Origin of the sequence: Haloglomus halophilum, from assembly GCF_024298885.1 — an archaeon.
In the GTDB taxonomy this organism is placed as follows: Archaea; Halobacteriota; Halobacteria; order Halobacteriales; family Haloarculaceae; genus Haloglomus; species Haloglomus halophilum.
The window spans coordinates 4,099,059-4,124,900 of sequence record NZ_CP101166.1 but is presented as its reverse complement, the minus strand read 5'-3'; the positions used below and the strand labels follow the sequence as shown (position 1 = coordinate 4,124,900).

Annotated in this window: 29 protein-coding genes and 1 tRNA gene; 15 read left to right on the top strand and 15 right to left on the bottom strand. The window is 68.8% G+C overall.

Translation table 11 applies throughout. The annotated features are described in order from the left end of the window. Positions 1–104: 104 nt before the first annotated feature. Entirely contained in the window at positions 105–986 is an 882-nt protein-coding gene (locus NL114_RS20070) for a homoserine kinase (RefSeq protein ID WP_254822693.1), read from the top strand. 389 nt (positions 987–1,375) lie between these two features. Here the strand turns inward: NL114_RS20070 and NL114_RS20065 are convergent, their stop codons facing one another. Beyond that, positions 1,376–2,275, bottom strand: coding sequence for a KaiC domain-containing protein (locus NL114_RS20065; protein ID WP_254822692.1), 900 nt, complete (start codon positions 2,273–2,275; stop codon positions 1,376–1,378). Positions 2,276–2,460: 185 nt separating this feature from the next. Here NL114_RS20065 and NL114_RS20060 point away from each other — a divergent pair, with 185 nt between their 5' ends. Beyond that, complete coding sequence (locus NL114_RS20060) at positions 2,461–3,285, top strand: NAD(+)/NADH kinase (RefSeq protein ID WP_254822691.1); 825 nt, start codon at positions 2,461–2,463, stop codon at positions 3,283–3,285. A gap of 96 nt (positions 3,286–3,381) precedes the next feature. Further along, positions 3,382–4,317, top strand: coding sequence for a GTP cyclohydrolase MptA (mptA, locus tag NL114_RS20055; RefSeq protein ID WP_254822690.1), 936 nt, complete (start codon positions 3,382–3,384; stop codon positions 4,315–4,317). A 30-nt stretch (positions 4,318–4,347) separates the two neighbouring features. Here mptA and NL114_RS20050 read toward each other — a convergent pair whose 3' ends face one another. Both NL114_RS20050 and cyaB read right to left on the bottom strand, forming a co-directional pair. Next, entirely contained in the window at positions 4,348–5,553 is a 1,206-nt protein-coding gene (locus NL114_RS20050; RefSeq protein WP_254822689.1) for a methionine adenosyltransferase, read from the bottom strand. A gap of 90 nt (positions 5,554–5,643) precedes the next feature. Beyond that, positions 5,644–6,213: a class IV adenylate cyclase gene (cyaB, locus tag NL114_RS20045; protein ID WP_254822688.1), complete on the bottom strand. Its 570-nt coding sequence runs from the start codon at positions 6,211–6,213 to the stop codon at positions 5,644–5,646. Between the two features lie 118 nt (positions 6,214–6,331). Between cyaB and NL114_RS20040 the strand changes: the two genes are divergently transcribed. Next, positions 6,332–7,327, top strand: coding sequence for an FKBP-type peptidyl-prolyl cis-trans isomerase (locus tag NL114_RS20040; protein ID WP_254822687.1), 996 nt, complete (start codon positions 6,332–6,334; stop codon positions 7,325–7,327). A gap of 327 nt (positions 7,328–7,654) precedes the next feature. Here the strand turns inward: NL114_RS20040 and NL114_RS20035 are convergent, their stop codons facing one another. Both NL114_RS20035 and NL114_RS20030 read right to left on the bottom strand, forming a co-directional pair. Next, positions 7,655–7,900, bottom strand: coding sequence for a DUF7508 domain-containing protein (locus tag NL114_RS20035; protein WP_254822686.1), 246 nt, complete (start codon positions 7,898–7,900; stop codon positions 7,655–7,657). Next, positions 7,900–8,379 carry a DUF5796 family protein gene (locus NL114_RS20030; RefSeq protein WP_254822685.1) on the bottom strand — a complete coding sequence of 160 codons (480 nt, stop codon included), beginning with the start codon at positions 8,377–8,379 and terminating at the stop codon, positions 7,900–7,902. The genes NL114_RS20035 and NL114_RS20030 overlap by 1 nt, the downstream gene beginning before the upstream one ends. A 291-nt stretch (positions 8,380–8,670) precedes the next feature. On the opposite strand from NL114_RS20030, the gene NL114_RS20025 reads away from it, so the two are divergent. Next, the gene (locus NL114_RS20025) at positions 8,671–9,513 is read left to right on the top strand and encodes a hypothetical protein (RefSeq protein ID WP_254822684.1); all 843 of its coding nucleotides are present in this window, start codon (positions 8,671–8,673) and stop codon (positions 9,511–9,513) included. Then, entirely contained in the window at positions 9,513–9,905 is a 393-nt protein-coding gene (locus tag NL114_RS20020) for an Ig-like domain-containing protein (protein WP_254822683.1), read from the top strand. The genes NL114_RS20025 and NL114_RS20020 overlap by 1 nt, the downstream gene beginning before the upstream one ends. Positions 9,906–9,920: 15 nt before the next feature. On the opposite strand, the gene NL114_RS20015 is transcribed toward NL114_RS20020, so the two are convergent. Next, positions 9,921–10,484 (bottom strand): NUDIX hydrolase, encoded by a 564-nt coding sequence (locus NL114_RS20015; protein ID WP_254822682.1) that lies wholly within the window; start codon positions 10,482–10,484, stop codon positions 9,921–9,923. A 266-nt stretch (positions 10,485–10,750) separates the two neighbouring features. Here NL114_RS20015 and NL114_RS20010 point away from each other — a divergent pair, with 266 nt between their 5' ends. From NL114_RS20010 to NL114_RS20000, 3 genes are all read left to right on the top strand, one after another. Next, complete coding sequence (locus NL114_RS20010) at positions 10,751–10,972, top strand: DUF1918 domain-containing protein (RefSeq protein ID WP_254822681.1); 222 nt, start codon at positions 10,751–10,753, stop codon at positions 10,970–10,972. A gap of 10 nt (positions 10,973–10,982) precedes the next feature. Then, positions 10,983–11,450, top strand: a complete 468-nt coding sequence (locus NL114_RS20005; RefSeq protein ID WP_254822680.1) for an RNA-binding protein — start codon at positions 10,983–10,985, stop codon at positions 11,448–11,450. 140 nt (positions 11,451–11,590) lie between these two features. After that, complete coding sequence (locus NL114_RS20000; RefSeq protein ID WP_254822679.1) at positions 11,591–12,559, top strand: ferritin family protein; 969 nt, start codon at positions 11,591–11,593, stop codon at positions 12,557–12,559. Between the two features lie 7 nt (positions 12,560–12,566). On the opposite strand, the gene NL114_RS19995 is transcribed toward NL114_RS20000, so the two are convergent. Next, complete coding sequence (locus tag NL114_RS19995) at positions 12,567–13,016, bottom strand: hypothetical protein (protein WP_254822678.1); 450 nt, start codon at positions 13,014–13,016, stop codon at positions 12,567–12,569. 223 nt (positions 13,017–13,239) lie between these two features. Then, positions 13,240–13,455, bottom strand: a complete 216-nt coding sequence (locus NL114_RS19990) for a hypothetical protein (protein WP_254822677.1) — start codon at positions 13,453–13,455, stop codon at positions 13,240–13,242. A 59-nt stretch (positions 13,456–13,514) separates the two neighbouring features. Here NL114_RS19990 and NL114_RS19985 point away from each other — a divergent pair, with 59 nt between their 5' ends. After that, complete coding sequence (locus NL114_RS19985; RefSeq protein ID WP_254822676.1) at positions 13,515–14,276, top strand: hypothetical protein; 762 nt, start codon at positions 13,515–13,517, stop codon at positions 14,274–14,276. A 70-nt stretch (positions 14,277–14,346) separates the two neighbouring features. Further along, positions 14,347–14,431: transfer RNA gene (locus NL114_RS19980), tRNA-Ser, on the top strand. 30 nt (positions 14,432–14,461) lie between these two features. Here the strand turns inward: NL114_RS19980 and NL114_RS19975 are convergent. Next, entirely contained in the window at positions 14,462–15,283 is an 822-nt protein-coding gene (locus NL114_RS19975; protein ID WP_254822675.1) for an alpha/beta fold hydrolase, read from the bottom strand. 135 nt (positions 15,284–15,418) lie between these two features. On the opposite strand from NL114_RS19975, the gene dacZ reads away from it, so the two are divergent. Beyond that, the gene (gene dacZ, locus NL114_RS19970) at positions 15,419–16,228 is read left to right on the top strand and encodes a diadenylate cyclase DacZ (protein WP_254822674.1); all 810 of its coding nucleotides are present in this window, start codon (positions 15,419–15,421) and stop codon (positions 16,226–16,228) included. A gap of 3 nt (positions 16,229–16,231) precedes the next feature. After that, complete coding sequence (locus tag NL114_RS19965) at positions 16,232–17,029, top strand: mechanosensitive ion channel domain-containing protein (protein WP_254822673.1); 798 nt, start codon at positions 16,232–16,234, stop codon at positions 17,027–17,029. Between the two features lie 12 nt (positions 17,030–17,041). Here NL114_RS19965 and NL114_RS19960 read toward each other — a convergent pair whose 3' ends face one another. The 3 genes from NL114_RS19960 to NL114_RS19950 form a co-directional block, all read right to left on the bottom strand. Continuing rightward, positions 17,042–17,608: an acyltransferase gene (locus tag NL114_RS19960; protein ID WP_434084100.1), complete on the bottom strand. Its 567-nt coding sequence runs from the start codon at positions 17,606–17,608 to the stop codon at positions 17,042–17,044. Positions 17,609–17,679: 71 nt separating this feature from the next. Next, on the bottom strand, positions 17,680–18,138 hold the full coding sequence (locus NL114_RS19955) for an SRPBCC family protein (RefSeq protein WP_254822672.1): 459 nt from the start codon (positions 18,136–18,138) through the stop codon (positions 17,680–17,682). Continuing rightward, a complete protein-coding gene (locus NL114_RS19950; RefSeq protein WP_254822671.1) occupies positions 18,138–20,054 on the bottom strand; it encodes a DEAD/DEAH box helicase in 1,917 nt (638 codons plus the stop codon). The genes NL114_RS19955 and NL114_RS19950 overlap by 1 nt, the downstream gene beginning before the upstream one ends. Positions 20,055–20,209: 155 nt before the next feature. Here NL114_RS19950 and NL114_RS19945 point away from each other — a divergent pair, with 155 nt between their 5' ends. Further along, on the top strand, positions 20,210–20,719 hold the full coding sequence (locus NL114_RS19945) for a type IV pilin domain-containing protein (RefSeq protein WP_254822670.1): 510 nt from the start codon (positions 20,210–20,212) through the stop codon (positions 20,717–20,719). Between the two features lie 18 nt (positions 20,720–20,737). On the opposite strand, the gene purD is transcribed toward NL114_RS19945, so the two are convergent. Both purD and NL114_RS19935 read right to left on the bottom strand, forming a co-directional pair. Next, positions 20,738–22,057, bottom strand: a complete 1,320-nt coding sequence (gene purD, locus NL114_RS19940) for a phosphoribosylamine--glycine ligase (protein WP_254822669.1) — start codon at positions 22,055–22,057, stop codon at positions 20,738–20,740. 57 nt (positions 22,058–22,114) lie between these two features. Further along, positions 22,115–23,011: an esterase/lipase family protein gene (locus NL114_RS19935; protein WP_254822668.1), complete on the bottom strand. Its 897-nt coding sequence runs from the start codon at positions 23,009–23,011 to the stop codon at positions 22,115–22,117. A gap of 109 nt (positions 23,012–23,120) precedes the next feature. Between NL114_RS19935 and NL114_RS19930 the strand changes: the two genes are divergently transcribed. Beyond that, positions 23,121–25,328 carry a thioredoxin domain-containing protein gene (locus NL114_RS19930; protein WP_254822667.1) on the top strand — a complete coding sequence of 736 codons (2,208 nt, stop codon included), beginning with the start codon at positions 23,121–23,123 and terminating at the stop codon, positions 25,326–25,328. Between the two features lie 87 nt (positions 25,329–25,415). Here the strand turns inward: NL114_RS19930 and NL114_RS19925 are convergent, their stop codons facing one another. After that, positions 25,416–25,835, bottom strand: a complete 420-nt coding sequence (locus NL114_RS19925; RefSeq protein WP_254822666.1) for a TlpA family protein disulfide reductase — start codon at positions 25,833–25,835, stop codon at positions 25,416–25,418. Between the last annotated feature and the right edge of the window lie 7 nt (positions 25,836–25,842).

Genomic DNA, 25,842 nt, shown 5'->3' with positions numbered 1-25,842 from the left:
TGCCCGGAGACTCCAGCGAACGGTTCGGTGGGGCGTGCGTCCGAACGCCGGCGGGCACCCGACATGTCGCCAAGTTTTTGCGACGCTACCGACAATCCGGCCTCATGCTGACCGTCCGGGCGCCGGCCACGAGTGCGAACCTCGGGAGCGGGTTCGACGTGTTCGGGGTCGCCCTCGAGCGCCCGGCAGATGTCATCCGCGTGGAGAAGGCCGACCGGACCACCATCGACGTGTCCGGCGTCGGCTCACAGTACATCCCAGAGGACCCGGAGAAGAACACCGTCGGGGCCGTCGCGGAGGCGCTCGATGCCCCCGCGCACATCCAGATCGACAAGGGTGTCCGCCCGGCGTCGGGGCTGGGCTCCTCCGCGGCGAGCGCCGCGGCAGCGGCCGTCGCGCTCAACGAACTGTACGACCGCGGCCTCACCCGCGAGGAACTGGTCCCCATCGCCGCGGAGGGCGAGGCGGTCGTCTCGGGCACCGCCCACGCCGACAACGTCGCGCCCTCCATCATCGGCGGTTTCACCATCGCCCGCGAGGACGGCGTCACGGGCATCGACGCGGACATCCCGCTCGTCGCGGTCCTCCCCGAGATCGTCGTCTCCACGCGCGACGCCCGCCGGGTCGTCCCGGAGACGGCGACCGTCGACCAGCTGGTCGAGACGGTCGCCAACGCCGCCACGCTCACCGCCGGGATGGCGCGCGACGACCCGAAACTCGTCGGCCGTGGGATGAGCGACTCGGTCGTCACGCCGGCCCGCGCGGAGCTCATCGACGGCTACAACGAGGTCTGCACCGCCGCGATGGCCGCCGGGGCCTGCGGGGTCACCATCTCCGGCGCCGGCCCGACCGTCATCGCGGCCTGCGACGCGGATGACCGCCGCGACATCGCCAACGCGATGCTCGACGCGTTCGACGACCGCGGCACCGAGGCCCGCGCCTACCAGACGCGGGTCGGTCGTGGTGCGGAGATATTCAACAGTTAACGGATAAATTCCGGGAACAAGTGTATAACTAATTTCATCAGTCTATATACTCGGATTTTGGCAATAGTCTCGGGTACAAGGGCGGCTGGTACTCGGCCACCGCACGAGCCTCGCTTCAGGCCACAAACAACAGACACCACTCCGTGAGGCAGGCAACAGGCACCACTCCGTAACACCGAGCCTATTTCTTGCATCCGCGCGAGCGGAGTCCTCGCGAGCGAAGTGAGCGAGGGCCGTGGGAGTCGCACGCCCGCGCAGGCCGAAGGCCGAGCAGGAACGTCTCCCTGAGCGAGCGCGGTTCACCAGCCGGAGTGAGCGTAGCGAACGGAGGCCGGCCTTTTTTCTGAACGTTTTTGTCGCGAGGACACCCGATCGAGAAAAAAGCTCGTTCAGAAGATGTTCGCCTGCTGGTACACCGAGATGCCGTCGCTGGTGATCTCGTAGGGCTTGGTCTCGCGGGAGTGGTTAGCGTTCCGTATCTTCTGGATCTCGACGGCTAGGCGGGTCTCACGGAACTCCGAGCGGACGTACTGGAGGACGAACACGCCGTCGGTGAGGTACTCGATGATGCCGTGCCGTGAGGCGTAGGGGTTGTCCTGGTCGGCTTCGGAGGTGACCATGGTGGTGACGCCGGCGCTCTTGAGCGCCTTGGTGAAGTCGAACACCTCCGTCCGGCGGTCGGGCTGGTTGTCGTACATCATCTCGAGCAGCGAGACGGAGTCCAGCACCAGCCGGTCGGCCTCGAACTCGTCGATGAGCCGGGGCAGGTCGCTCCGGATGGAGGCCAGCGAGTTGGCCATCTCGACCGGGTCGAGGTCGATGATGGCGAGCTGGTCGTTCTCGAGGTACTCGTCGAACCCCCAGCCCTTCTCGGTGGCCGCCTCGACGATGGCCTCGCGGGACTCCTCGAGCGTGATGTAGACGGTGCGCTCGCCCTCCTCGAGGCCCTTCTGGAGGAACTGGAGGCCGAACGTCGTCTTCCCGGTCCCGGCCGAGCCGATGACGACCAGTAGCGACCGCTCCGGGACGCCGCCCTGGATCATCTCGTCGAGGCCGGTGATTCCGAGGTCGATCCGCGGGATGTCGGACTCGAACTCCTCGTCGAAGCCCGAGGAGCCGCCGCCCTCGAACGCCGAGGCGAAGTCCTCCTCGAACAGTTCGTCACCCTCCCCACCTGGAGGACCACCGCCCATCCCTCCACCGCCAGCGTCCGGGGCCCCGCCCTCGCCGAAGGAGGCGTCCTCGTCGAGCCCGCTCTCGAACCAGTCGTCGTCCCCCTCGTCGCTCACGGCCCCACCTCTCCGTCAGCGCGATCGTTCATGCGGTCCGGTTGGATGTTCTAACTGATTAACTTTGCCCGGCCAGCGGCCTGCGTGCCTCGGACTCGGCGGCTGCTGGGCCTGCGCCCCGACGACCACCGGCCACCGGGTCGCTCCCGCGGGGTTCTTGACGGCGGGGGGCGAACGCCCGGCCGATGCATCTCGGCATCGTGGCGCAGCGCGATAACCCCCGGGCCGTAGAGCTTGCCGAGCGGATTCGGGGCGCCGTTCCGGAGGCGCGTATCGCGCTCGACGAGACGACTGCCGAGGCCGTCGAAGAGCCCGACATCGGCGTGCCGGTCGACCGGATGTCGGCCTGCGACCTCGTCGTGAGTATCGGCGGCGACGGGACCTTTCTGTTCGCCGCCCGCGGGGCCGGGACCACACCGATGATGGGCGTCAACCTCGGTGAGGTCGGCTTCCTCAACGCCGTCCCGCCGGAGGAGGCCGTCGATGCCGTCCGGGGTGTGGTCTCAGAGATTCGCGGACGGGGAGAGCCGTCCGTCTACGAGCTGCCGCGGGTCGTGGCCGAGAACGACGACTGGACGCTCTCGCCGGCCCTCAACGAGATCGCGGTGATGAGCCCCCAGCGTGGCCGGGCCAACGGTATCGGCCTCGAGATCCGGGTCGATGGGGCGCTGTACGCCGGAAGCCGGGCCGACGGCGCCCTCGTCGCCACACCAGCCGGGAGTACAGCGTACAACCTCAGCGAGGACGGCCCGCTGGTCCACCCGGGGGCCGACGCGCTCGTGCTGACGGAGATGTGCGCGCGCTCGCCCATGCCGTCGCTGGTGCTGGGGCCCGATAGCGACGTGACAATCAGGGTCGAGGAGGCCGAACACGCCATCGTCGTTGCCGACGGTCGGCGCTCCGAGGAGGTGACGCCGCCCACGCAGATCGCCGTGCGTCGCGCCGACGAACCGCTCCGGGTCGCGGGGCCGCCGCTGGACTTCTTCGCCGCGCTGGGCAAACTGGATTGACGCCCCGTTCAGTCCGGGCAAACCACCGGACGGTATCGAGATGGCCAGTCTCCGGTGTCGTAAGTGCTAACAGCGTCGCGGCCCTCTCTCGGGGTAATGAGTGAGCAACTCCCGGACGTGCAGGCCTCGCGTCCGGAGGTGAGCGTCGGCCTGAACCGGGTGGGTGTGACGGGCGTCGAGAAACTCGTCAAGCTCGACCGCGACGAGCGCCGCCCCATCGTCCTGATGGCGGAGTTCGAGGTGTACGTCGACCTCCCGAAGTGGCGCAAGGGTATCGACATGAGCCGGAACATGGAGGTCGTCGACGAGATCATCGAGGAGGCACTCGAGGACCGCCACGTCCGCATCGAGGACCTCTGTGGCGACGTGGCCGAGCGGCTGCTCGACAAGCACGACTACACCTCCCGCGCCGAGGTGACCATGGACGCCGAGTACGTCCAGCGCGAGGACACTCCCGCGAGCGACCGCCCCACGCAGTTCACCGCCGATATCCACGCCTCAGCCACCGCGAACGGTGACGGGACCCACGAGGAGGTCGGCACCACGGTCACGGGGATGACCGTCTGCCCCTGTTCGCAGGGGATGAGCGAGGCCCGCGCTCGCGAGACGCTCGCCGACCTCGGCGTCGAGGATGAGGTCGTCGAGTCGTTCCTCGACGAGGTCCCCCAGCCGGGCCACTCCCAGCGGGGCCACGCCACGTTGAAGGTCCGGAGCAAGGGCTCCCCCGATGTCGACCTTGAGGACCTCATCGACGTGGCGCGGGACTCGATGTCCGCGCGCATCTACAACATGGCCAAGCGCCCGGACGAGGACCACATGACCTACCACTCGCACGCGAACGCGAAGTTCGTCGAGGACTGCGTGCGCTCGCTCGCCGAGGGCACCGTCGAGCGCTTCGACCTCCCCGACGACGCCATCGTGACCATGAAGCAGTCCAACGATGAATCCATCCATCAGCACAACGCCCATGCCGAGCGTGTCGCCGAGTTCGGGCAGCTGAAAGCGGAGCTGAACGGGAGTCTGGACGACTGAATCACCCCCTTTCCTGCAGGAGCGACGGCCCTAGAACGTCGTCAGCTCGCCCTCGATGACGCGCTCGGTGATGCTGGTCACGTCGGCGAGTTCGCGGTCGATGATGCGGCTCACCTCGTTCTCGATGTCACCGACGGAGACGCCGTCCTCGGTGACGAGGGAGGCGTCGGCTACGTGGGGGTCGTCGATGGGCTCGCCGATCTGGCTGAGCAGGCGGATGCGGATTTCCCGGATGCCGTCCACCTCGGCGACGACGCTCTCGGCGATCTGGGTCGAGAGGAGGTTGTAGATCTTCCCGATGTGGTTGACCGGGTTCTTCCCGGAGGTGGCCTCCATGCTCATCGAGCGGTTCGGGGTGATGAGACCGTTGGCGCGGTTGCCACGGCCGACGGAGCCGTCGTCGCCCTGCTCGGCCGAGGTACCGGTCGTGGTGAGGTAGATGGAGCCCTCGTCGTAGTCGTCGGCGGTGTTGACGTGGACGCGGACCTCGCGGTCGGTGATGTCGGCCGCGAGGTCGCTGACGAACTCGCGGATGCCGGCGACGGCGTCGTCGTAGTCGTCGTAGCCGTCGACGTAGCTGTCGATGATGGCGACCGCGACCGTCACGTCGATGTGGTCGCCCTCGCGCTTGCCCATCACCTTGATATCGGGCCCGACGACGGGATGCTCGTCGGCGTAGTGGCCGTTGAGCTGGCGCTCGGTCTCCAGCACGACCTGCTCGGTCTCGGTGAGCGGCGCGTGGCCCACGCCGAACGAGGTGTCGTTGGCCATCGGAATCCGCCGCCCTTCGTCGTCGAAGACGTCCTGCAGGTCGCCGCTGCCCTCACCCAGCTTGATGTCGACGACGACATCCGTCCCGAAGTCCAGTTCGGGGAAGTTCTCGGCGAGGTACTCGCGGGCGGCCCGGAGCGCGATGGTCTCGGCGGGGATGCGCTGGCCGTCGTACTTCTTCGTGGCGCGGCCGGTGATGAGGAGATAGATCGGTTCCAGCACCTCGCCGCCACCGAAGGTCGGCGCCGCGCTTCCGGCCACGAGCTGCGTCTCGTCGGTGTTGTAATGGAGGACCTCGCCGAACCGCTCGAGATAGGTCCGTGCCAGCGCTTTCGAGACGGCCTCGGCGATGCCGTCGCAGATGGAGTCGGGATGGCCGAGCCCCTTCCGTTCGACGATCTCCACCTCCTGGTCCTCGACCGCGCGGCCCACGACGGGCTCTACGCGGATGTTCCGGTCGGTCATTACCAGCAGTTTCGCTGGCGCGGACATATAACCTACGGAAACACCAGCAGCCGAATTAATAACTGGAGGGCATAAACCGAGCCGCGACCGCTACCCGTCGGCGAGCAGCAGGCCGAGATACGACGTGCGGATCTGCTCGTCCGGGTCGAGCCCGAGTTCAGCCATCACGGCGATGGCCCCCTCACGAGCTGCCTCGACGGCCTCGGCTTCGGTCTCGACCTCGACGAACTCGCCCAGCCCGTCGACCCGGTCCAGCGTCACCGTGTACCCCTCATACCGGAAGAACCGACGGTGCTTCTCGACGGTGGCCGCCGGCTCGAAGCCCAGTCCCGAAAGGATGGCCATCGCCTCGTCGTCGTCCAGCACCTCGGTCTCGTGTTCCCGGCGGGTCTTCGACTCGGCCTCGACGAGCGGGCCCTTGTAGGTGAGCTTCGTCACCGTCGCCCCGTCCGCCCTGGTATCGGTGTCCTCGTCAACCGTATCGGTCGGCGTCTCGCGACGGAGCCGCAGGGCTTCGTCGGTGCTGGCGAAGTCGCGATGCGGGGCGTCGTAGTAGGTATCGACCTGCGTGACGCCACCGGCGTCCGTCGCCTCCACTTCGGCCAGTCGCTCCCGGACCCGGTCGTGGTCGGCCCGGACCTTGAGTTCGACCTCGTACATGGGCGCTGGGAGGCGGCGCGGTGGCAAAAACACCCGGATGCGACCGCCCCGGTCACGGAAATGCGGTTTGTAGGCCCGAAACGTGACCGTTAAGGATGCGTCGGGAGTCGGTCGTGCTATGAGCGAGGAATCCGACGAGGACGTCGAAGAGACAGAAGCGGAGACCGAAGAGGAAGTAGCCGAGCCGGAAGCCGAGTCGGAGGCCGACGAGGAGGAGCCCGAGGGGCTTCAGGACGGGGACTTCGTCCGCATCGACTACACCGCGCGCACGGTCGAGGGCGACCAGCTGGTCGACACCACCGACCCCGAGGTCGCCGAGGAGGAGGGCGTCGCCGACCAGGGCACCTTCGAGCCGCGCGTCATCGTGCTCGGCGCCGGTCACCTGTTCGAGTCGGTCGAGGAGGGCATCATCGGCGGCGAGGCCGGTGACAGCGGCTCCGTCACCATCCCCGCCGAGGAGGCCTTCGGCGAGTACGACGAGGAGCGCGTCCGCACGGTTTCGGCCGACAAGATCGACGAGGACGACCGCTATCCCGGCGCCCGCGTCCAGATCGACGGCGAGCAGGGCGTCCTCGAGACCATCGTCGGCGGCCGCGCCCGCGTCGACTTCAACCACCCGCTCGCGGGCGAGGAGATCGAGTACGACTACGAGATCCTCGAGGAGGTCACCGACCAGCTCGAGCGCGCCCAGGGCCTGTTCGGGATGTTCCTCGACATGGACCTGGAGATGCACCTCGAGACCGACGAGGTCGAGGAGACCACTGTCGAGGAGCCCGAGGAGGACGACGAGGACGCAGAGCCCGAGACGGTCACGGAGACCGTCGAGAAGCTCACCCTCTACGTCGAGTCCAACCCGCAGCTCTCGATGAACCAGCAGTGGATGATGCAGAAGACCCAGATCGCCCAGGAGATCATCGAGAAGACGGGCATCGACCGCATCATCGTCCAGGACATCCTCGACGGCTCCGGTGGCATGATGGGTGGCATGGGCGGCATGATGGGCGGCATGGGCGGCGGCGCGCCCGGCGGTGAGGACGTCGACGAGGCCGACATCGAGGCCGCGCTGGAGGAAGCGGACATCGACGCCGACGAGATCGCCGACGAGATCGAATAGAGCTTTTTCCGCCTCGGGTTCCGCGCCGAAGGCGCGGAACCACTCGTCGTCGTGGAATCGCTTTGCGATTCCACGGGCAATCAGAACGCGCCGCGTTCTGATGACGCCAAAAAACGTTCAGAGAAAGGCCGCTCCTCGCTACGCTAGGAGCGGTGAACCGCGCGCCTCCGGCGCGTGGATGCAAGACGGGATTTCGGTGTCACGGAGCAATGCCCGTAGTTGTCTCCACTGGCCGAATCACGTTCTTCCGCAAGGGCGTTTTCTCTGATCTGGCATCTTTATAGATGTAGATTGGGAAATATAAATGAAACGTCGATGATTATTGGTTTATAACAATCGCTCCCGGTGCTCCTCGGCCAGCCGTTCGGCGTGCTCGCGGTTCTGACACGCTTCCCAGCGGACCTTCGCGGCGTCCCGGTAGGCGAGGACCTCCTTGAGTTCGTCCCGGAGGGGGCCGTGGTCGATGGCGATGACGGTGCCGTCCTCGTCACCGAGTTCGTAGACGCCGTAGCGGTCCGGGGCCTTGCCGACGGTGGCCCGTTCGAGGGGCTCCCAGCGTTTCTGCAGCGGCATCACTCGGCTCCGTCGCCCGGCGCACTCCCGTCGGCGGCGCCCTCGCCGTCGGGCGCGACGATCTCGTAGGCCTGCTCGGAGAGCTCGTCCTCGACGAAGACGAACACGCGGCCGCGGGCCTGTTCGGGGTCGGCGGCCACCTCGACACGGTACCCCTGGTTGGTGGCCTCGACACCGGGGAAGATGGCGTCGGTCTCCCCGCGCTCCAGGATGACCCGGCCGACACCGGTCGATTCGAGGATCTCGTCGTCGGTCTTCCGGTCGTTGACGTACACGATGACGCCCTCCGTCTCGGTCGGGTCCGTGACGAGGACGTGGACCTCCTTGCCGGGGGCGGAGACGACCCGCTCCTCGGCCCGCTCCGGGACGCCGTGGTAGAACACCGACCGGCCGTCGGTGTAGGTCACCTCGACGCCCTCCGGTTCGAGGGAGACGCCGACCGTCTCCGGCGGCACGTCGCTCCGGTTGGCACTGCTCATGGGCGCCGATACATCGCTCGGCGTGAAAAGGGACGCGGGCGACCGACGAGTTCGACGCGACCGGTGGATGCGACGTGACCGATGAGTGAATCCTCCACAAGGATTATGTTACGACCCGACGACCCATCAACTATGTCCAAGAAGGTGCTTGCCGCGGTGGTCCTGCTCGCAGTCGTCGCCATCTACCTCGTGCGCCGGTAGGGCCGACGCTCCCGCACCGCTCCCGGCGCCGGGTCCCTGCCCGCGCCGGCGAACGACACTACTTACCGTCCGCCCCCGCCACCGACGGGTATGGAGTACGGGGTCGTCACGCGCAACGCCGAGGAGCTGGAGTGGCCGGAGTTCGATGTCGGGTTCTACGAGGTGAAGTCCGTCGCCGGCAAACCCTCCGAGCCCGAGGCCGGAGCGGTCAACATGGTGTCCTGCTTCGCCGACAACGCCGCCGCCACCGGGAATCCGGACCTCGTTCCCGAGGACCCCGCGGGGCGCAAGGCCACCCGCGAGCGCGACTACTTCGACTGGGACTACATCGACCCCTCCGTCGCGGACTACAAGCGCGGCCTGCTCGACATCGTCGAGGACTGTGCCGAGGTGAACGGCGACGTCCGCCTCGACGACGTGGGCTGGCCGCGCGCGGAGTACTGCCACTGTGACCGCTGTGACGCGGCGTTCGCCGACAGTGGCTTCGAGGAGCGCGAGGCGTGGCGCGCCGAGGTCATCACGGACTTCGTCGCCACGGCCCGCGAGCACGTCCCCGGCGACCTCTACCTCACCGTCTATCCCGACCCCTACCCCGGCCACCTGTACGAGCGGAGCGGGCTCGACCTCGATGCGCTCGCCGAGTACGTCGACGAGTTCGTCGTCCCAATCTACGACATGGCGTACTCGACGACCTACTGGCTGGAGATCCTCGCCTCCGCGTGGGCCGACCGGTGTGCGGAACTGGACACGCCGTTCTCCGTCGAGCTGTACGCCGTCAACGTCGACCTCGACGACCTCACGAAGGCCGTCCGCGTCGCCGGTGAGTACGGCGACCGGGTGCTGTTCGGCTACGACGCCTCGCAGGCGCGGGCGACGCTCCGCCGGATGGACGCCGAGTCACGCCCGGGTGTCGACCACAGCTCCGATCCGTAATGCGCCCGACGCGCAGGGCAGTACTGGGCGGTCTCGCGGCTGGAACGCTCCTGACTGCGGGGTGCAGCCAGGAGGCCGAGGGACCCCCCGACGGGGCCGTCCACCTGTTCAACCAGACGAACTTCGAGAAAGCAGTCGACGTGCAGGTCACCACGGCCGGCGCCGAGTCGCTACTCGACCGGACGTTCACGGTCCCCTCTGGCTCCCGCGAGACCTCGGCCGTGGTCATGGCGGGGGCCGGTGAGTTCCGGGTCCGTGCGGCCGTCGACGGCGACAGCTCTGAGCGGACCCTGACGTTCCCATCCGCGAAGGACGGCAGTGGCGTCCGCGGCTACGTCCGTGTCGCGGTCAGCCGCGACGGGGTGCTGGTGTCACGCGCGGGCCTCCGGTAACGGCGACCGTCTCCGTCAGTCGAGCCACGTCCTGCGCCAGGCGTGGAGGATGTCGCGGTCGCGCGTGTCCTCCGGGAGCCGGTCGAACCAGCGGGCGTCACTGATCTCGCCGTCCGGGTCCCGGACCTGTGGCTCCGCGCCGGTCGCCGCCGCCCGGGCGGCGTACACCGGGAGCACCCCCCACGTGTCGTAGCTCCCGGCACTGACCTCCACGCGGCCGAGCACGCCGAGCCCCTCGTAGTCGGCCTCGATACCGGCCTCCTCTGCGAGCTCGCGGCGGGCCGTCTCCTGGAAGGATTCGCCCGGGTCCACCTCGCCGCCCGGGAGCACCCACATGTCGACGGCGTCGTGGCGGACGAGCAGGAGCTGCCCCGAGGGACGGTAGACGATGGTGTGGGCGCCGTACGGGGTACCGGTCTCACGGATGCGGCGCGCGAGCGTCCGGAAGCGACCGCGGGAGACGTGTTTCTCGCGGGTCCGTTCGAGGAAGCCGTCGTGGTGCTCGCGGAGCCGGTGGTAGGCCTGCTCGGCGTGCTGGTCGGCCTCGTCGGCGAGATACCACAGGTCGTCGAGGGCCATCAGACCCCCCCGCGTCTGGTGGACCGTCTCGGCGGCGACGCTGGCGGAGGTCCCGCGGTCGCGGACCGCGAGAGAGGGCGAACGAGGGAGTGCATGGCCACGGGTACGACATGCCGTCGCAAAAACCGTTCGACAGTCGCCGGTGCTTCCGGTGCGCCCATCGCCGGCCCGCTCGTCGGCTCCGATACCGTCGGTGTGGGTCCGCGCCGTCGACGGGTGCGCCGTGAACCAACGTGTTTTTGCGCCGCCGTGGAGAACTCGCGGGCATGAGCTTCGAGAAGGGCGACACGGTCGTGCTGAACGACGAACACAGCGAGTACGACGGGCAGGTCGGTGAGGTTTCGCAGGTCTCCGAGACGATGTTCGGCGACGCGACCTACATGATCCAGTTCGAGGACGGCCAGGAAGCCGGCATCTCCGAGGACGCCATCGAGGCGGCGCCCGACGAGGAGGTCGGCGGTGCCGAGGACGACGACGAGGCGGAGTAGCGAGCCCCCGATGGCGTCGGTCCCCTTCCACTACGTCGAACTGCGGACGTTCTGCTACGCGACCGAGGACGAGCACCGCGTGGCGGACGCGCTCGACCACTTCCTCCCCGAGCGGGGCGACGACGACCCGCGGGACCCGCCGGAGCTGGAGCGGACGGAGACGGAGGGGTTCAACGGCGACCGCATCCTCGTGTTCTCGACGCGACTGGAGCGGGCCGACGACATCCGCCACGTCCTCTCCGTGCTGGCCGAGGCCGACGCGATGGACCGGGTCCTCGACGAACTCGACGACCGGGTCGACGACAACTGCTCCTTCTTCCTCTCGCTGGACAAGCAGGCCGCGTTCGGCGGTCGCACGGAACTCGGCGAGGGCATCACCCTCCGCGCGAAGGTCGAGGCATACCCCGCGAAGCGCGAGACCGCCATCGAGAACGCCCGGGAGACGTTCACCGACCTCGCCGACGGGGACGCCGACTGAGAGTCCGTCGGGACTCCATCCCGGGTATCAGCGGTCAGAAGACCCGAATGTCGGTGGAAACCCGGATATCGCCGCTCTGTATTTAACCACTCTCGATTACACGGCGAAGGCTTGATGCTGGCCACACCGTACGTGAGGGTATGTCACGCTACGCGGACAGCGAGCGGACGATGCGACTGGACCCCGACTCGTTCGCGGGTGGGTACTTCAAGAACGCCGTCTACCGGCACTGGGACCCGTACGAGGACATCCCGGGAGAACTGCTCGAACAGGACCGCGAGCGTATCCTCGATTCGGACTGGACCGACGAGGAGTTCCGTGGCTTCCGTTCCTCCATCGCGAAGTTCGGCGCCGGCGAGGAGGCCGTGACCGAGGACCTCGCGCCGCTGGCCATCGCGCTCGACGACATCAACGACCAGATGTTCGTCTCCAGTCAGATCTACGAGGAGGCGAAACACGCGGTCTTCTTCGACCGCTACTGGCGCGAGGTCATCGACCCGGTCGCGGAGGCCCGGGGTATCGAGCGGCTCCCGCCGACGGCGGACGAGTTCTTCAACGAGGCCTACGAGCAGCTGTTCGACAGGACCGAGGCCGCGATGCACAAACTGCTCGAGGACGGCGAGAACACGGTTCGGAACCGCGTCATCGCCTACTGCCACTACCACCTCGCCGTCGAGTCCGTCCTCGCGCAGACAGCCTACTACGGCTACCAGGCCCAGTACTCGGATACGGGCCCGGAGTTCGAGCAGTTCGAGGACGAGGACCGCGAGCAGACGATGCTCGACGGCCTCATCGAGGGCATCACGCGCATCCGCTCCGACGAGGGCCGTCACGTCGGGTTCGGGATGCACAAGGTCGAACAGCACGTCGAGAACGGGGACGTGGACGAGGCACTCATCCAGGAGACGCTGCAGGAACTCCTCCCCCACATCGCGGGCGTCGTCGACGACGACCAGTACGACACCGACTTCGATTCGACGCCGCTGGTCGAGTACGCCAGCGAGAAGCTCTCCAAGCGTATCGAGATCATCACCTCTCGGGACGCCGAGCTGCCGCCGGTCGAGGAACTGGTCCACATCGAGGGCGCCGACCGGGTCGGCGCCGACTGAGCCCGGCCTACCCGTCCACCGCCGTCCGGTAGCAGGTCACGTTCCCGCCGCAGACGTGGGTCTCGGCCGACGATGGGCCCTGAACCAGTAGCGTCGCGCCGCTCCGTCGCTCGACGTTCTCGGACTCCCGGAAGCTGAACGACGAGGTGCCGCGCACCTCACCGTCCACGAGGAGCTGCAGTTCGTACTCCCTGTCGCCGTAGTTCTCGGCGCTCAGATTGACGACGTGCCACCGCTCGCCGCCCGCGAGCTGCTTCGAGCGGTTCAACAACGTCGACTCGCCGTCGCGGACGCGGACGCCGAACGTCTGCTCGTCGGGGTAGTCGCTCTGGACCGCGATGCCGTACCGGACCGGCTCGTCGGCCCCGTCAGAGGTCGCTGTCGGTGTGCCGCCGATGAATCCGCTGCAACCGGCCAGCAACAGGAGTGCCGCCAGCAGGAGGGCTTCGAATCGCATATCGGGGTCTGTCGACGGCCCGGCATAAGTCTTGGAACCGCTCCACTACCGGCCTGTCGACGGTCCGGCGATGGTCGCCGAATCCGCTCGTAACCACCTCAGCTATCCACCAATGAGATATCCACCCGATATGGCGGGATGGTTGGGCTTTCTGGATATATATCTGATATATGGGAAATAGTGGCGCCCTTCGCCGATAACTGCGTCGATGCGGTCAGCAGGCTCACCAGTAGCCGCTGTTCTCCAGCCACTCGCCGCTGAAGCGCGTGCCGATACCGACCATCGCAACCACGCTGACGACGACGACGGCGACGGTGGCGATGGCGGCGACCGCGCGCGACCCGGCGAGCGGGCCGGTGACGAGCGAGAGCAGTGCGCCGATGACGGTCAGGCCGACCCCGAGGGCACAGAGGAAGCCGAGCGGCTGGGTCCAGTCCATACTGCTGGCTGACGCCGCCGGAGTATAAAACTCAAGACTCGTCGGCGTCACCCGTCGGTATGACCGTCGTCTGCGTACTGGCCGACCCGCCTCGCCCCGGCCTCGTCTTCCCCGACCTCGTCGACACGTCGCCCCTCTCCGAGGTCGACGTGGCCGAACTGTACGCGGCTGCCCTACGGGATGTCTGTACCGCCGTCGAGGGGAGCGGCGGCGACCTGCTGGTCAACTACCGCCCGGACGACGCCATTCCGGACGAGCACGTTCCCGCGGACGCGGACGCCGAGGGAGAGGTCCGGGACGCCCTCGAACCGGCGCTCGACGCACCGGGCGAGGCGCGGTTCGAGGTACAGGTCGGCGAGACGTTCGCCGGGCGCGCCGGGAACACCGTCACGCACCTGCTGGAGCAGGAGGAGGTCGCCTCGGCCGCGGTGACCGAGCCGGCGGCCGCCTTCTGCTCGCGGCAGGAGATCGACGAGGCCGCGATGAAACTCCGACGCACCCCCGTCGTCCTCGGCCCCTCGACCGGGGGCCGGGTGTACTTCGCCGGCTTCACCGACACCATCGACTTCGAGGGAGCGTACACGCCACCCGCGCTCCGCACGCTGACGGACCGCGCTGGTGATGCCGGCCACGAGGTGGACTTCCTGAACTCGCTCCCGGTGCTGGAGACCGGCGCCGACCTCGCCGAGGCCCTGCTGCAGGTCGAGACGCGCCGGGCTGCGGGGCGTCCGGTACCCACGCACGTCGGCGACTGGCTGGACGATTCGGGGCTGCCGGTCGTCGCCGACGGCTCGGGCGGGCTGGAACTCGCGGGGGAGTAGCCCCCGCGGGCCACGGCCACGCGCCCGGCACCGACAGGTCTTAGCGACCCCCGGCGTTATCCCGGGACGAGGTGGGGTGACCGAGTGGCCCAAGGTGGTTGCCTTGAGAGCAACTGGCGCTTCGCGCCTCATGGGTTCAAATCCCATCCCCACCGCATCCTGCGGACCGGCTCGCCACTGAGCTCTCAGTACACTTCTCCGAGGAACTCCCGGATGGCGGCGTTCGCGGCCTCGGGGTTCTCCGTGTTCGAGGAGTGGCCGGCCTCCGGAATCGGTTCCAGTCGCGCGTCCGGCAGGTGTTCGACCATGTCCTCGGCCTTCTCCATCTCCAGCGCGGTGTCCTCCTCGCCGTGGATGGCCAGCACGGGCACCTCGATGTCGGCGAGTTCGTCGGTGAAATCCGGGCGTTCGAGCCACGAGGAGACCTCCTGGTAGACGGCCTCCCCGGGGTAGGTGAGCCATCGCTGGACCCAGCGGTCGACGAGGTCCGTCCGCTCCTGATTGGAGGTGGCGCCGAACAGGATGTGTCGGACCGTCTCCCCCATCGGTTCGGGCACCTCGCCCATCTCGCGGGCGGTGTCGATCATCTGCCCGTACTGCTCGATGTCGCTCTCCTCGTGGGGCTGCGCGATGGAGTCGACCATGACGATGCCGTCCAGCCGCTCGGGGTAGCGGTCGGCGACCCGGAGCGCGGTGAATCCGCCCATCGACATCCCCGCGAGCGTACACGAGTCGATGCCGCGGGCGTCGAGCAGGGCCTCGCAGTCGTCCGCGAGGTCGTACAGGTCGTACGGCCCGGTGTAGTGCTCCGTCCGCGCCCGCAGGTCGTACGCGAGGACGTGGTAGTCGTCCGAGAGCGCATCGAGCTGCGGGTCGAACATCGTCCGGTCCATCAGCGTCCCGTGGGCACAGACCAGCGTCGGGTCCGTCGGGTCGCCGCGCTCGGTGACGAGCGTGTCGTGGCGGTGGCGGTACATCCGGGTGGCCGGCGATTCGTCGGTGGCCATGCCGGATACCTCGCCCCCCGCTACCAAATAGCGTGGTGTCACCGGTTCCACGGACCTGTCCGATGACTGGTACGCGTGAGACGCGCGCCTGACGGCCCATAAACCTCTTACGTGTCGTGCGAGAGGTAGTGAGCGATGAGCGACCTGCGCGACCTGGTCGGCGAGATGACGGACGGCGTGGAAGCCGTGTTGCTGTTCAGCCCGAGCGGGTCCTACTACGAGCGGGTCGTGGACGCGGACCAGCCTGTCGTGGTGGTCTCCGGCGAGAACACGGTGGACGCGGAACACTACGTCGAGTTACCACTGGAGTTCTCGGACGTGGCCCAGCGTATCCGGTTCGGACTGGAGGGCGCCCTCGAGAACGGCGTCATCGAGGAGGGCGACGCCGTGCTGTGCGCGGCAAAGACCTTCGCCGAGGACATCGACAGCCTCGTCCGCGTGCGTGCGGGCGACTTCGTCCGCTCGGGTGTGTACGAGCTGTTCGCCGATTCGCGGGCCGAGGCATCGGTCATCCGTGACGTGCTGGAGGTGGCCATCGAGCTCGGGAAGAAGGGACAGAAGGGGAAACCCGTCGGCGCACTGTTCGTCGTCGGCGACGCGGGCAAGGTGATGAACAAGTCCCGTCCCCTCTCGTACAACCCGTTCGAGAAGAGCCACGTCCACGTCGGCGACCCCATCGTGAACGTGATGCTGAAGGAGTTCTCCCGGCTCGACGGCGCCTTCATCATCTCGGACTCGGGGAAGATCGTCTCCGCGTACCGCTACCTCGAACCGTCCGCCGAGGGTGTGGACATCCCGAAGGGGCTCGGCGCCCGCCATATGGCCGGTGGCGCCATCACCCGTGACACGAACGCCGTGGCCATCGTCCTCTCGGAGTCCGACGGGCTGGTGCGGGCGTTCTCGGGCGGGGAACTCGTCCTGGAGATCGACCCGGAGGACTACTGAGCAATGGTCGGACAGATCGCCGCGCTCCGACGACTCCTGCGGCGCCTGCTCACGAGCGAGCTGGAGCTGTTCGTCGCCAGCCTCATCGTCGTCACAGCGCTCCTGCTCGGGCTCGCCGTCGCGCGCCTCCTCAACAGCCTCCTCACCGACGCCGGTGTCCCGGAGGAGGTCGAGGGGACGCTGTTCGAGCGGACGGCCCGCCGGCTCGGCACCTCGACGGTGAAGCTCGTCTCGCGGCTGTCGGGCCTGTTCATCGTCGCCGTCGGCACCATCTTCGCGCTCCGGGTGGCGGGCGTCGTGAACGCCGGGCTGCTCATCGAACGGCTCGCGGACTTCCTCCCGAGCCTGTTCGTGGCGGCGCTGGTCGCCATCCTCGGGCTCGTCCTCGGTGACAAGGCCGAACTCGTCGTCGGCGAGCGGCTCCGCTCGGTGAAGCTCCCCGAGGTGAACGCGCTCCCGCTCGTCGTCAAGTACAGCATCTTCTACATCGCGGCGCTGGTCGCGCTCGGCCAGCTCGGCGTCGCGACCGCGGCGCTGCTGGTGCTGCTCGCCGCCTACGCCTTCGGCGTGTTCTTCATCGGCGGGCTGGCGTTCAAGGACATGCTCTCCTCGGCGGCGGCCGGCTTCTACCTCGTCCTCAACGAGCCGTACACCATCGGCGACGAGGTCGTCATCGACGGCCAGCGTGGCATCGTCCAGGAGGTGGACGTGTTCGTCACGCGCATCGAGAGCGACGGTCGCGAGTTCATCCTGCCCAACCGGCAGGTGTTCAAGAACGGCATCGTCCGCGTCCGGGACTGACCCGGCGACCCCTCACTCCGACGCTGTTCCGTCCGCATCGACCCGCTCGGCGGGCACGCCGGCCCACGTCTCCCCGGCGGGCACGTCCTCGGCGACCAGCGAGTTGGCCGCGACCTGCGCACCCTCGCCGATCTCGACGCCCGGCAGGACGATGGCGCCCGCGCCGAGCATCGCGCGCTCGCGGAGCACGACCTCGCCCGTTCGGTACTCGTCCTGCAGGAACTCGTGACAGAGCAGCGTCGCGTCGTAGCCGACGATGACATGGTCCTCCAGCGTGACCAGCTCCGGCCAGAACACGTCCGGCGTGGCCTCCAGCCCCCAGGAGACACCCTCGCCGACCGTGACGCCGAGGCGCCGGAGCGCCCACGCCTTCACCGGGAGCGCCGGCGCGAGGCGTGCGACGAGGACGAAGACGTAGTTGACGACGATGGTCGGGATGGATTTGGCCTCGCGCCAGTGCTGGAGCGAGTTCTTCGGCCCCGGTGTCGCATGGCGTTCGAGGCGCTCGTGGCGGTGCCCGCGGCCGATATCTTCCGGGCCCGCCGCTTCGGCGCCCGCCGGCTCTGTGTCGTCGCTCACGCCACGGCGTTGACGGGGTGGTGGCTTGTAGTTTGGCCGGCGTCGGGAGCCTCCCGCTGACTCCGCGGCGGCTACTCGAGGAACCGCCGCCAGTCGTCGCTCTCGGCGACCTCCTTCAGCGCCCCGGCGTGGTAGTCGACGAGCCGGCGGAGTCGACGCTCGGCGACCGGTTCGACGAGCGGTCCCAGCGGGCCGAAGGGTGGCTCGAACCGCACCTCGTCGACCATCACGGTCCCGTCGCCAGCACGCTCGAAGGTGTGCTCGTGGGTGAGTGCGCCGAACACGCCCTCGACCTGTTCGTCGCGGAAGGAGTGGGGCCGGTCCATGGCGACGACCTCGGCCGTGAGTTCGAAGGGGACGCCGAACTGTCGCTGGCGGAAGGTGACCCGGTCCCCGCGTTCGAGCAGGCCCGAGCCCTGGAGCGCCCGCTCCTGGGGCATCGTGGCGACGTGGGCTTCCACGTGGCGCGCGAGGTCGAACACGCGCTCGCGGGGGGCGGCGATGCGGGTCCGCCGGTGGATTCGACCCATCAGCCGTCGTCGCCCGTCTCCGGGTTCTCTCCGGCGTCCGTTCCGGACGATTCGTCGTCCACCTCGACCGCCGTCGCCTCGCCGGCCTCGAACGACCACGCCGCGCTGTCGCGCTCGCGGACCCGGACCCCCTTCGCCGCGAGGTGGCGGGTCCGCTGGCGGGCGAACTCCTCCTCCTTCGTCCCGCGCGTGGCAAGCACGTACATCCGGGCCTTCCCGACCGGGCGCATCGTCCGGCCGGCGCGCTGGGCGCCCTGGCGGCGGGAGCCACCCAGCCCCGAGGCGGCGATGGCGACCTCCGCGCCGGGCAGGTCGATACCCTCGTCACCGACCCGGCTCACGATGAGCGCGTCGCGTGGCCCCGTGCGGAACTCCTCGAACAGCTTGCGGCGGCGTGCGTGTGGCGTCTCGCCACTCACGAACGGGACGTTCAGCTCGTCGGCCAGGCGGTTCCCCTGGTCGATGTACTCGACGAATATCAGCGTCTTCTCGCCGACGTGGTCCCGGCGGATGGCCGCGATCTCCGCTGCTTTCGCCGGGTTGGTGGCGGCGACCATCCGGCGTTCGTGTCCGTGCTCGGCGGCGTACTCGCTCTCGTGGAGGTCGCTCGCCCACGGGACGAACCGTATCTCCACCTCGGGTTCGGCGACGTAGCCGGCCTCGAACAGCGCCTCCCAGTTCGTCCCCACGGGCGGGCCGACGAGCGTGTAGATCTCGTCCTCCTTCTCGTCCTCGCGGATGGGCGAGGCGGACAGGCCAAGCCGGTGCTTCGTCTGCAACTGTGCGCTCCGCCGGGCGATGGGCGCGGGGATGTGGTGGACCTCGTCGTAGACGATGAGCCCCCACTTGCGGTCGTCGAACAGGTGGCGGTGGCGGTCCATCCCGGCGGTCTGGTAGGTGGCGATGGTCACCGGCCGGACCTCTTTGCGCCCGCCGTGGTACTCGCCGACCTGCTCCTCGGTGAGGGAGGTGTTCGCCAGCAACTCGTCGTGCCACTGGCTCGCGAGTTCGCGGGAGGGGACGAGGATGAGCGTCTCCCCCTCGATGGCTGCCATGATGCCCATCGCGGCGACGGTCTTCCCGGAGCCGGGCGGCCCGACGAGGACGCCCGAACCCTTCGAGATGAACCGCTTGACCCAGTCGTTCTGGTAGTCCCGGAGCTGCAGGTGCAGGTCCATCGGCAACGTATCGCCCTCGTCGAGCGAGCGCTCGTCCAGCACCGGGTAGCCGGCCTCGTACAGCGTCCGCTTGACCTCCGCGGTCCGGTCCTCGGCGACCCACGCCTCCGTGTCGTCGATGCGCGCCCGGAGGACCCCCTCGTCGAGGTGTTGTTCGGCGACGTTGCCCAGCAGGTCCGCGCTCGCCGCGGCGAGGACGACGTACCCCTCCTCGTGGGTGTAGAGCCGGAACTTGCGGGCGCGCTCCCACTGGCCCTCGGCCCACTCCTCCAGCGCCTCGTACCGGCCGCCGAGTGCCTGCTGCATCGAGCGTTGCAGCCCCTCGAACGTCTCCTGTGGCGCGCGCCAGATGTCGTCCTCGCGGACGACGTAGCGGTAGCCGCGCTCCCCGTTCACGTCCTCCAGCCGCGCGAACGTCGAGAGCTGTGCGCGGGTGAACTGGCTCGGCTGGTCGACGATGACCTCCCGGCGGTTCGGGAAGACGACGACGCGCTCGCGGCCCTGCGTCTCCTTCCAGTCGGTCGGATACCAGACGACGGGGTCGTTCTCGACGGCCTGGCGCTCGATCCGCCCCTCCTCGACGAGTTCGGCCAGAGCGTCCTCGGCGGCCGCGTGCGAACAGTCGAGTACCGTGGCGACCTCCGTGGCCGTGACGACGGGTCGCTCGCGGTCCTCTAGCAGGTCGTAGAACGCATCTATCGGCAGATCAGCCGGCACAGCGTCGTCATCGTCGGTCACTACGATACCGTAGCGCCCACGTGCGCAAAAGGACAGCGGGTGCCAGTGCGTCGGCCGCGCGTGGTCCGGTCGCCTCCGTGTCTCGAGGCCTCGGTGTTCTCATGTCTTGAATAGACGTTCAGTGGTTTATATTGGTCGAGCCCCCTGGATTCCACGTGACGCTCGGAAACTCCACCGGTGGACCAGCGGCCCGCGAGCGTGGCGTCTCCGCGGTCGTCGGAGCCGTCCTGATGGTCGCCATCGTGGTGGTGCTGGCGTCGGTGCTGGGGACCATGGCGCTAGCGTTCGAGGGGCGTCTAGCCGACCCGGCTCCGACCGCGAACTTCCAGGCCGAACCGGTGCTCGATGGCGCGGACAACGGTGGCGTCCCGTACGTCCGCATCCGTCACGAGCGCGGGGAGGTCGCCGACGGCGCGCGAATCCTCATTCGAGACGGTCAGGGCGGCGAGGAGGAGTGGGAGGATATCTGGATGGGCGACCCGAGCGTCGACACGCCCGACTACGTCCATGTCGACGGCAAGGGGAGCGACTGCGCCCTGACGGAGGTCCGCGAGGGGACGACCTACCACGTCGTCTACGAGACCGCGGATGGGGAAAGTCAGATAATCGAGACCATCGAGATCACCGAACAGCCATCCAGTTCGCCGGGGTCGTACACCTGCTGACCGGTCGGGTCCATCCGGTCACTCGCCGCGTAACTGCTTCATGTGGTCGATACGCGACTGCACCAGCTCGGCTTTCCCGATGTCGTGCCGAACCCGGAGCCCTTCCTCCCCCGCTTCGGCGAGCGCGGCCTCGGCCAGTTCCTCGGCCGCGGCGATGGTGTCGGCGACACCGACCACGGCGAACGAGCGCGAGGTCGTCGTGAAGACGGCGCCGTCGTCGCGGGCGTCGACGCTCGCGTAGAACAGCTGTGCTCCCACGTCGGCGGCGGATTCCTCGTCGATGCGGACCTCCGCGCCGGCCTCGGGGTCGGTGGGGTAGCCTGCGGGGACGGCGTACTTGCAGACGGTCGCCTGCGCGTCGAAGGCGAGCTCCGGCAGGTCCGTCCCCGCACGCGCATCGCGCAGGAGGTCGACGAAGTCCGTCTCCAGCACGGGCAGCGTGTTCATCGCCTCCGGGTCGCCGAAGCGGGCGTTGAACTCGACGACCTTCGGACCCTCGGCGGTGAGCATGAACTGGCCGTAGAGGATGCCCTTGTAGTCGGGGAGTGCCTCGACGACGGCCTCGATGACCTCGACGGCCTCGTCGTAGTCGGCCTCGGTCATGAAGGGCAGCTCGAACGAGGCGTCCGTGTACGACCCCATACCGCCGGTGTTGGGCCCCTCGTCGCCCTCGTAGGCGCGCTTGTGGTCCTGCACGGCGGGCGAGGTGCGGACGGAGCCGTTCGCGACGAACGCCTGCACGGTGAACTCCTCGCCGACGAGGCGCTCCTCGACGACCCACTCGTCGTAGTCGCTCTCGCGGACGTACTCGACGGCCTCGGACTGCGTGAGCTGGTCGCCCGTGACGCGGACGCCCTTGCCGCCCGTCAGGCCACGGGGCTTCACAGCGACGTCGTGGTCGACGGCGGCCACGTAGTCGGCGGCCTCGTCGGCATCCTCGAACGCCTCGAACGCGGGGCAGCCGGGGATGGCCTCGTCGCGCATGAACTCCCGCTGGAAGCGTTTGTCCGTCTCGATGCGGGCCTCGTCGGCCTTCGGCGCGAACGCGTAGATGCCGGCCTCGTCCAGCGCGTCCGTGACGCCGGCCTGGAGCGGTGCCTCCGGCCCGACGACGGCCAGCGTCGCGCCCACGTCCTGGGCGACGCCGACGACCGCGTCGGGGTCGGTCTCTGCCTCGACGAGGTGGTACTCCTCGGCGAGTGTGTCGATACCCGGGTTCCGGTTCGACGCGCAGGCGTACAGCGTGGCGTCCTGTGCGCGGTCCACGGCGCGCGCGACGGCGTGTTCGCGGCCGCCGCCGCCGACCAGCAGGACTCGCTCGTGCTTGCTCGTGCTCATACGCGAGTCGCGGCGCGGGTCCCCCCTAAGGGTTGCTTTCCCGGCGTGGCGCCGGCCTCACCCGGCCCCGTCGCGGGTCCCCTGGTCGGGCAGCCCGACCTGCAGGCTGAGGTCGTACGGATGCTCGCCCGAGACCCACTCGAAGACGAGTTCCCGTGCGCGCCGGTCGGTCCGGACGCCGTCGTGGTCGGTCTCCAGCGCGACGTTGGTCGCGCCAGCGAGTTCCGGACTCTCCGGGCAGCCCCAGAACAGCGGGTCCTCGGTCCCGCGGAGCGTGTAGTAGTCCACGTCACCCGGCGTCTCGTCGGCGTTCAGCCGCGCGAGCGGGTGGTCATCGTCGCGGTCGTAATCGTCCCGGAGGAAGGGGCTCATCTTGTAGGTCCCCTCGGACATCCCGGCCCGGTCGGCCCACCGGTTCAGTACGGAGCCGTGGTTGGCGCCGGCGAGGCCGACCATGCTGTCGACGTGGTCGTGCTCGTCGTACTCAGAGAGCCACCACCGGACGCCGGTCACGCCGAGGCTGTGGGCCACCACAGATACCTCGTCGGCACCCGTCTCGTTGCGGACCTGATCGACGAAGTCCGCCAGCGACGCTGCCATCTCGCGGTGGCTGGGGCTCCCGTCGCGGAAGGTCACGGCCCACAGCTCGTCGCCGAGATAGCCACGCTGCAGGAAGAACTCGGCGTGGCCCTGCCAGTCGCAGGCGTCGCGCTGGTTCCCGTGGACGAACACGACGGGCGTCCGCTCCGTGCCCGGTTCGGTGCCGTGGTGGGCGTGGCCACCCCAGCCGCCGTACAGTCCGCCGGTGTTCCAGGGGAGCCGCGTGGCGTTGCCTCGCTCGCGGTCGCACTCGACGTGGCAGCCACCGTGCCGCCGCGCCCGCTTCAGCTCTCGCAGGTTCGCCCGCAGGTCGGCAGAGAACGGCCATCCCTGTGAGCCGTTGGCAAGAGACACGTTCGCAACCGACGGGCAGGCCGTATAGCTGTTTCGTTCACTCATCGGGCGTCGGCTGCCCCGGCCACCTGGCAGACGCCTTTTGCGCCTTCCCCACGAACCCCCGTCCATGCCCACCGTCGACCGCAACCGCCTGGACGACGCCGCCTCGCCCTATCTCCAGCAGCACGCCGACAACCCCGTCAACTGGCAGCCCTGGGACGACGAGGCGCTCGCGGCCGCGCGCGAGCAGGACGTCCCTGTCTTCCTCTCGATCGGCTACTCGGCCTGCCACTGGTGTCACGTGATGGAGGAGGAGAGCTTCGAGGACGACGAGGTCGCCGAGGTTCTCAACGAGTCGTTCGTCCCCATCAAGGTCGACCGCGAGGAGCGCCCGGACATCGACTCGCTGTACATCACCGTCTGTCAACTCGTCCGCGGGCAGGCGGGGTGGCCCCTCTCCGTGTTCCTCACGCCCGAGGGCAAGCCGTTCTACGTCGGGACCTACTTCCCGAAGGAGCCGAAGCGGGGCCAGCCCGGCTTCCTGCAGCTCCTGCGCGATGTCCGGGAGAACTGGTCGGACCCCGCGGAGCGCCAGGAGATCGAGGAGCGCGCCGAGCAGTGGGCCGCCGCCGCCCGCGGTGAACTGGAGGATGTCCCGGACCAGCCCGCCGAGTCCCCGGATGCGGACTTCCTCGACGCTGCGGCCTCGGACGCGCTCCGGTCGGCCGACCGCGAGCACGGTGGGTTCGGCCGAGGACAGAAGTTCCCCCAGCCCGCCCGTCTCCACGTCCTCCTGCGCGCCCACCAGCGCACGGGCCGCGAGAACTACCGCGCCGTCGTCACGGAGACGCTGGACGCGATGGCGTCTCGTGGGCTGTACGACCATCTCGGCGGCGGCTTCCACCGCTACTGCACGGACCGCTCGTGGACGGTACCGCATTTCGAGAAGATGCTGTACGACAACGCCGAGATCCCCCGCGCGTTCCTCGCCGGCTACCAGGTCACGGGCGACGAGCGCTACGCCGAGGTCGTCCGGGAGACGTTCGACTTCCTCGACGCCGAGATGCGCCACCCCGAGGGCGGTTTCTACGCCACGCTCGACGCCCGGAGCCCGCCACTCGACCACCGTGAGGGCGGGGCCGGTGAGGTCGAGGAGGGGGCCTTCTACGCCTGGACGCCCGACGAGATACGGACCGCCCTCGACGCGTACGGCGACCACGACGACCTCGACGCCGACCTCTGCTGTGACCGCTTCGGCGTGACCGAGCCCGGCAACTTCGAGGCTGGGCTATCGGTGTTGACGCTCGCCACGTCGGTCCCGGCCCTCGCCGACGAGCACGGTCTCGACGAGGCAGCGGCCCGCGAGCGTCTCGATGCGGCCACCGGGACGCTGCAGGCAGCTCGCTCCGAACGACCCCGGCCGCGACGCGACGAGAAGGTCCTCGCGGGCTGGAACGGCCTCGCTGTCGCCGCCCTCGCCGAGGGGGCGCTCGTCCTCGAGGACGAGCGCTGGGCCGACCTCGCCACGGACGCGCTCGCGTTCGTGCGCGAGCGACTGTGGGACCCCGAGGGCGTGCCGGCCGCCGGCGCCGACGCGGATGCCGACGACACGGTCGGTCGCCTCCAGCGGCGCTGGAAGGACGGCGACGCCGGCATCGACGGCTACCTCGAGGACTACGCCTTCCTCGGCCGGGGGGCGCTCGCGTGCTACGAGGCGACCGGCGATGCCGAGCACCTCGCGTTCGCACTCGACCTGGCGCGGTGCATCGAGGACTCCTTCTGGGACGCGGAGCAGGGAACGCTCTACTTCACGCCCGCCGGCGGGGAGTCGCTGGTCGCGCGGCCGCAGGAGCTCGGTGACTCCTCGACACCGTCCAGCGCGGGCGTCGCCACCCGCCTGCTCGCCGCCCTCGACGGCTTCGTCGACCACGACCGGTTCGGCGACGTTGCTGCGAGCGTCGTCGGAACCCACGCCACTACCCTGGAGGAGAACCCGCTCAAGCACCCGACGCTGACGCTGGCGGCCGACGACGTGGCTGTCGGGCCGCTGGAACTCACCGTCGCTGGTGACCTGCCCGAGGCGTGGCGGACCACGCTCGCGACCACCTACCTGCCCGAGCGCCTGCTCGCCCGACGGCCCGCGGCGGACGACGCGCTCGACGACTGGCTCGACACCCTCGGCGTCGACGCGGCACCGCCCATCTGGGCCGGCCGCGAGGCCCGCGACGGCGAGCCGACGGTGTACGCCTGCCGGTCCCGGACCTGCTCGCCACCGACCCACGACCTCGCGGAAGCACTGGAGTGGGCCGCGGACCTGGCGCCCGGTAGCGAGTAGGGCGCGATAAGTGACGGGCGAGTCAATTAACAGTCAGAAGGGCGCATTTGGCCTCGAAAGGGCAGCATTATCGGATTATCTCGCCGGTTACTCGCGTTCTAGATTCCGTGCGAGGTGGACCAGGATGGGGACGGGTTCCTCCTCCACGAACCGGGCGAGTTCCTCGCCGTCGCCGGACTCCACTACGACCGTCGGGATGAGTTCGATGTCGTAGGCCTCCACCTGCGGGCCGACCTTCGAGCCGTCCTCTTCCTTCTCGACGGGGTAGTGCTCGACGCGGTCGCCGGTGATGCCCGCGGCCTCCAGGGCGGCGCCGAAGTCCGGGAGCTGCTTGCGGCAGTCCTTGCACCAGTCGCCGCCCCACACCTTCACGACCGTGTCGCCGGGGAGCGCCGCCAGCGTCTCCACGGCGTCGGCGTAGGACTCCTCGTCCCAGGCCGGATTCGGCCGCATCGTCTCCAGTCGGTCCCCTGCGGGCTCCGTCGCCTCGTTGCGTTGGTCGACCATACACGGA

Excerpts from the sequence above, each read along its gene's own strand:
- NL114_RS20070 (WP_254822693.1), top strand. The coding sequence starts at position 105 with ATGCTGACCGTCCGGGCGCCGGCCACGAGTGCGAACCTCGGGAGCGGG.
- NL114_RS20060 (WP_254822691.1), top strand. The coding sequence starts at position 2,461 with ATGCATCTCGGCATCGTGGCGCAGCGCGATAACCCCCGGGCCGTAGAG.
- mptA (WP_254822690.1), top strand. The coding sequence starts at position 3,382 with ATGAGTGAGCAACTCCCGGACGTGCAGGCCTCGCGTCCGGAGGTGAGC.
- NL114_RS20050 (WP_254822689.1), bottom strand. The coding sequence starts at position 5,553 with ATGACCGACCGGAACATCCGCGTAGAGCCCGTCGTGGGCCGCGCGGTC.
- cyaB (WP_254822688.1), bottom strand. The coding sequence starts at position 6,213 with ATGTACGAGGTCGAACTCAAGGTCCGGGCCGACCACGACCGGGTCCGG.
- NL114_RS20040 (WP_254822687.1), top strand. The coding sequence starts at position 6,332 with ATGAGCGAGGAATCCGACGAGGACGTCGAAGAGACAGAAGCGGAGACC.
- NL114_RS20035 (WP_254822686.1), bottom strand. The coding sequence starts at position 7,900 with ATGCCGCTGCAGAAACGCTGGGAGCCCCTCGAACGGGCCACCGTCGGC.
- NL114_RS20030 (WP_254822685.1), bottom strand. The coding sequence starts at position 8,379 with ATGAGCAGTGCCAACCGGAGCGACGTGCCGCCGGAGACGGTCGGCGTC.
- NL114_RS20025 (WP_254822684.1), top strand. The coding sequence starts at position 8,671 with ATGGAGTACGGGGTCGTCACGCGCAACGCCGAGGAGCTGGAGTGGCCG.
- NL114_RS20020 (WP_254822683.1), top strand. The coding sequence starts at position 9,513 with ATGCGCCCGACGCGCAGGGCAGTACTGGGCGGTCTCGCGGCTGGAACG.
- NL114_RS20015 (WP_254822682.1), bottom strand. The coding sequence starts at position 10,484 with ATGGCCCTCGACGACCTGTGGTATCTCGCCGACGAGGCCGACCAGCAC.
- NL114_RS20010 (WP_254822681.1), top strand. The coding sequence starts at position 10,751 with ATGAGCTTCGAGAAGGGCGACACGGTCGTGCTGAACGACGAACACAGC.
- NL114_RS20005 (WP_254822680.1), top strand. The coding sequence starts at position 10,983 with ATGGCGTCGGTCCCCTTCCACTACGTCGAACTGCGGACGTTCTGCTAC.
- NL114_RS20000 (WP_254822679.1), top strand. The coding sequence starts at position 11,591 with ATGTCACGCTACGCGGACAGCGAGCGGACGATGCGACTGGACCCCGAC.
- NL114_RS19995 (WP_254822678.1), bottom strand. The coding sequence starts at position 13,016 with ATGCGATTCGAAGCCCTCCTGCTGGCGGCACTCCTGTTGCTGGCCGGT.
- NL114_RS19990 (WP_254822677.1), bottom strand. The coding sequence starts at position 13,455 with ATGGACTGGACCCAGCCGCTCGGCTTCCTCTGTGCCCTCGGGGTCGGC.
- NL114_RS19985 (WP_254822676.1), top strand. The coding sequence starts at position 13,515 with ATGACCGTCGTCTGCGTACTGGCCGACCCGCCTCGCCCCGGCCTCGTC.
- NL114_RS19975 (WP_254822675.1), bottom strand. The coding sequence starts at position 15,283 with ATGGCCACCGACGAATCGCCGGCCACCCGGATGTACCGCCACCGCCAC.
- dacZ (WP_254822674.1), top strand. The coding sequence starts at position 15,419 with ATGAGCGACCTGCGCGACCTGGTCGGCGAGATGACGGACGGCGTGGAA.
- NL114_RS19965 (WP_254822673.1), top strand. The coding sequence starts at position 16,232 with ATGGTCGGACAGATCGCCGCGCTCCGACGACTCCTGCGGCGCCTGCTC.
- NL114_RS19955 (WP_254822672.1), bottom strand. The coding sequence starts at position 18,138 with ATGGGTCGAATCCACCGGCGGACCCGCATCGCCGCCCCCCGCGAGCGC.
- purD (WP_254822669.1), bottom strand. The coding sequence starts at position 22,057 with ATGAGCACGAGCAAGCACGAGCGAGTCCTGCTGGTCGGCGGCGGCGGC.
- NL114_RS19930 (WP_254822667.1), top strand. The coding sequence starts at position 23,121 with ATGCCCACCGTCGACCGCAACCGCCTGGACGACGCCGCCTCGCCCTAT.
- NL114_RS19925 (WP_254822666.1), bottom strand. The coding sequence starts at position 25,835 with ATGGTCGACCAACGCAACGAGGCGACGGAGCCCGCAGGGGACCGACTG.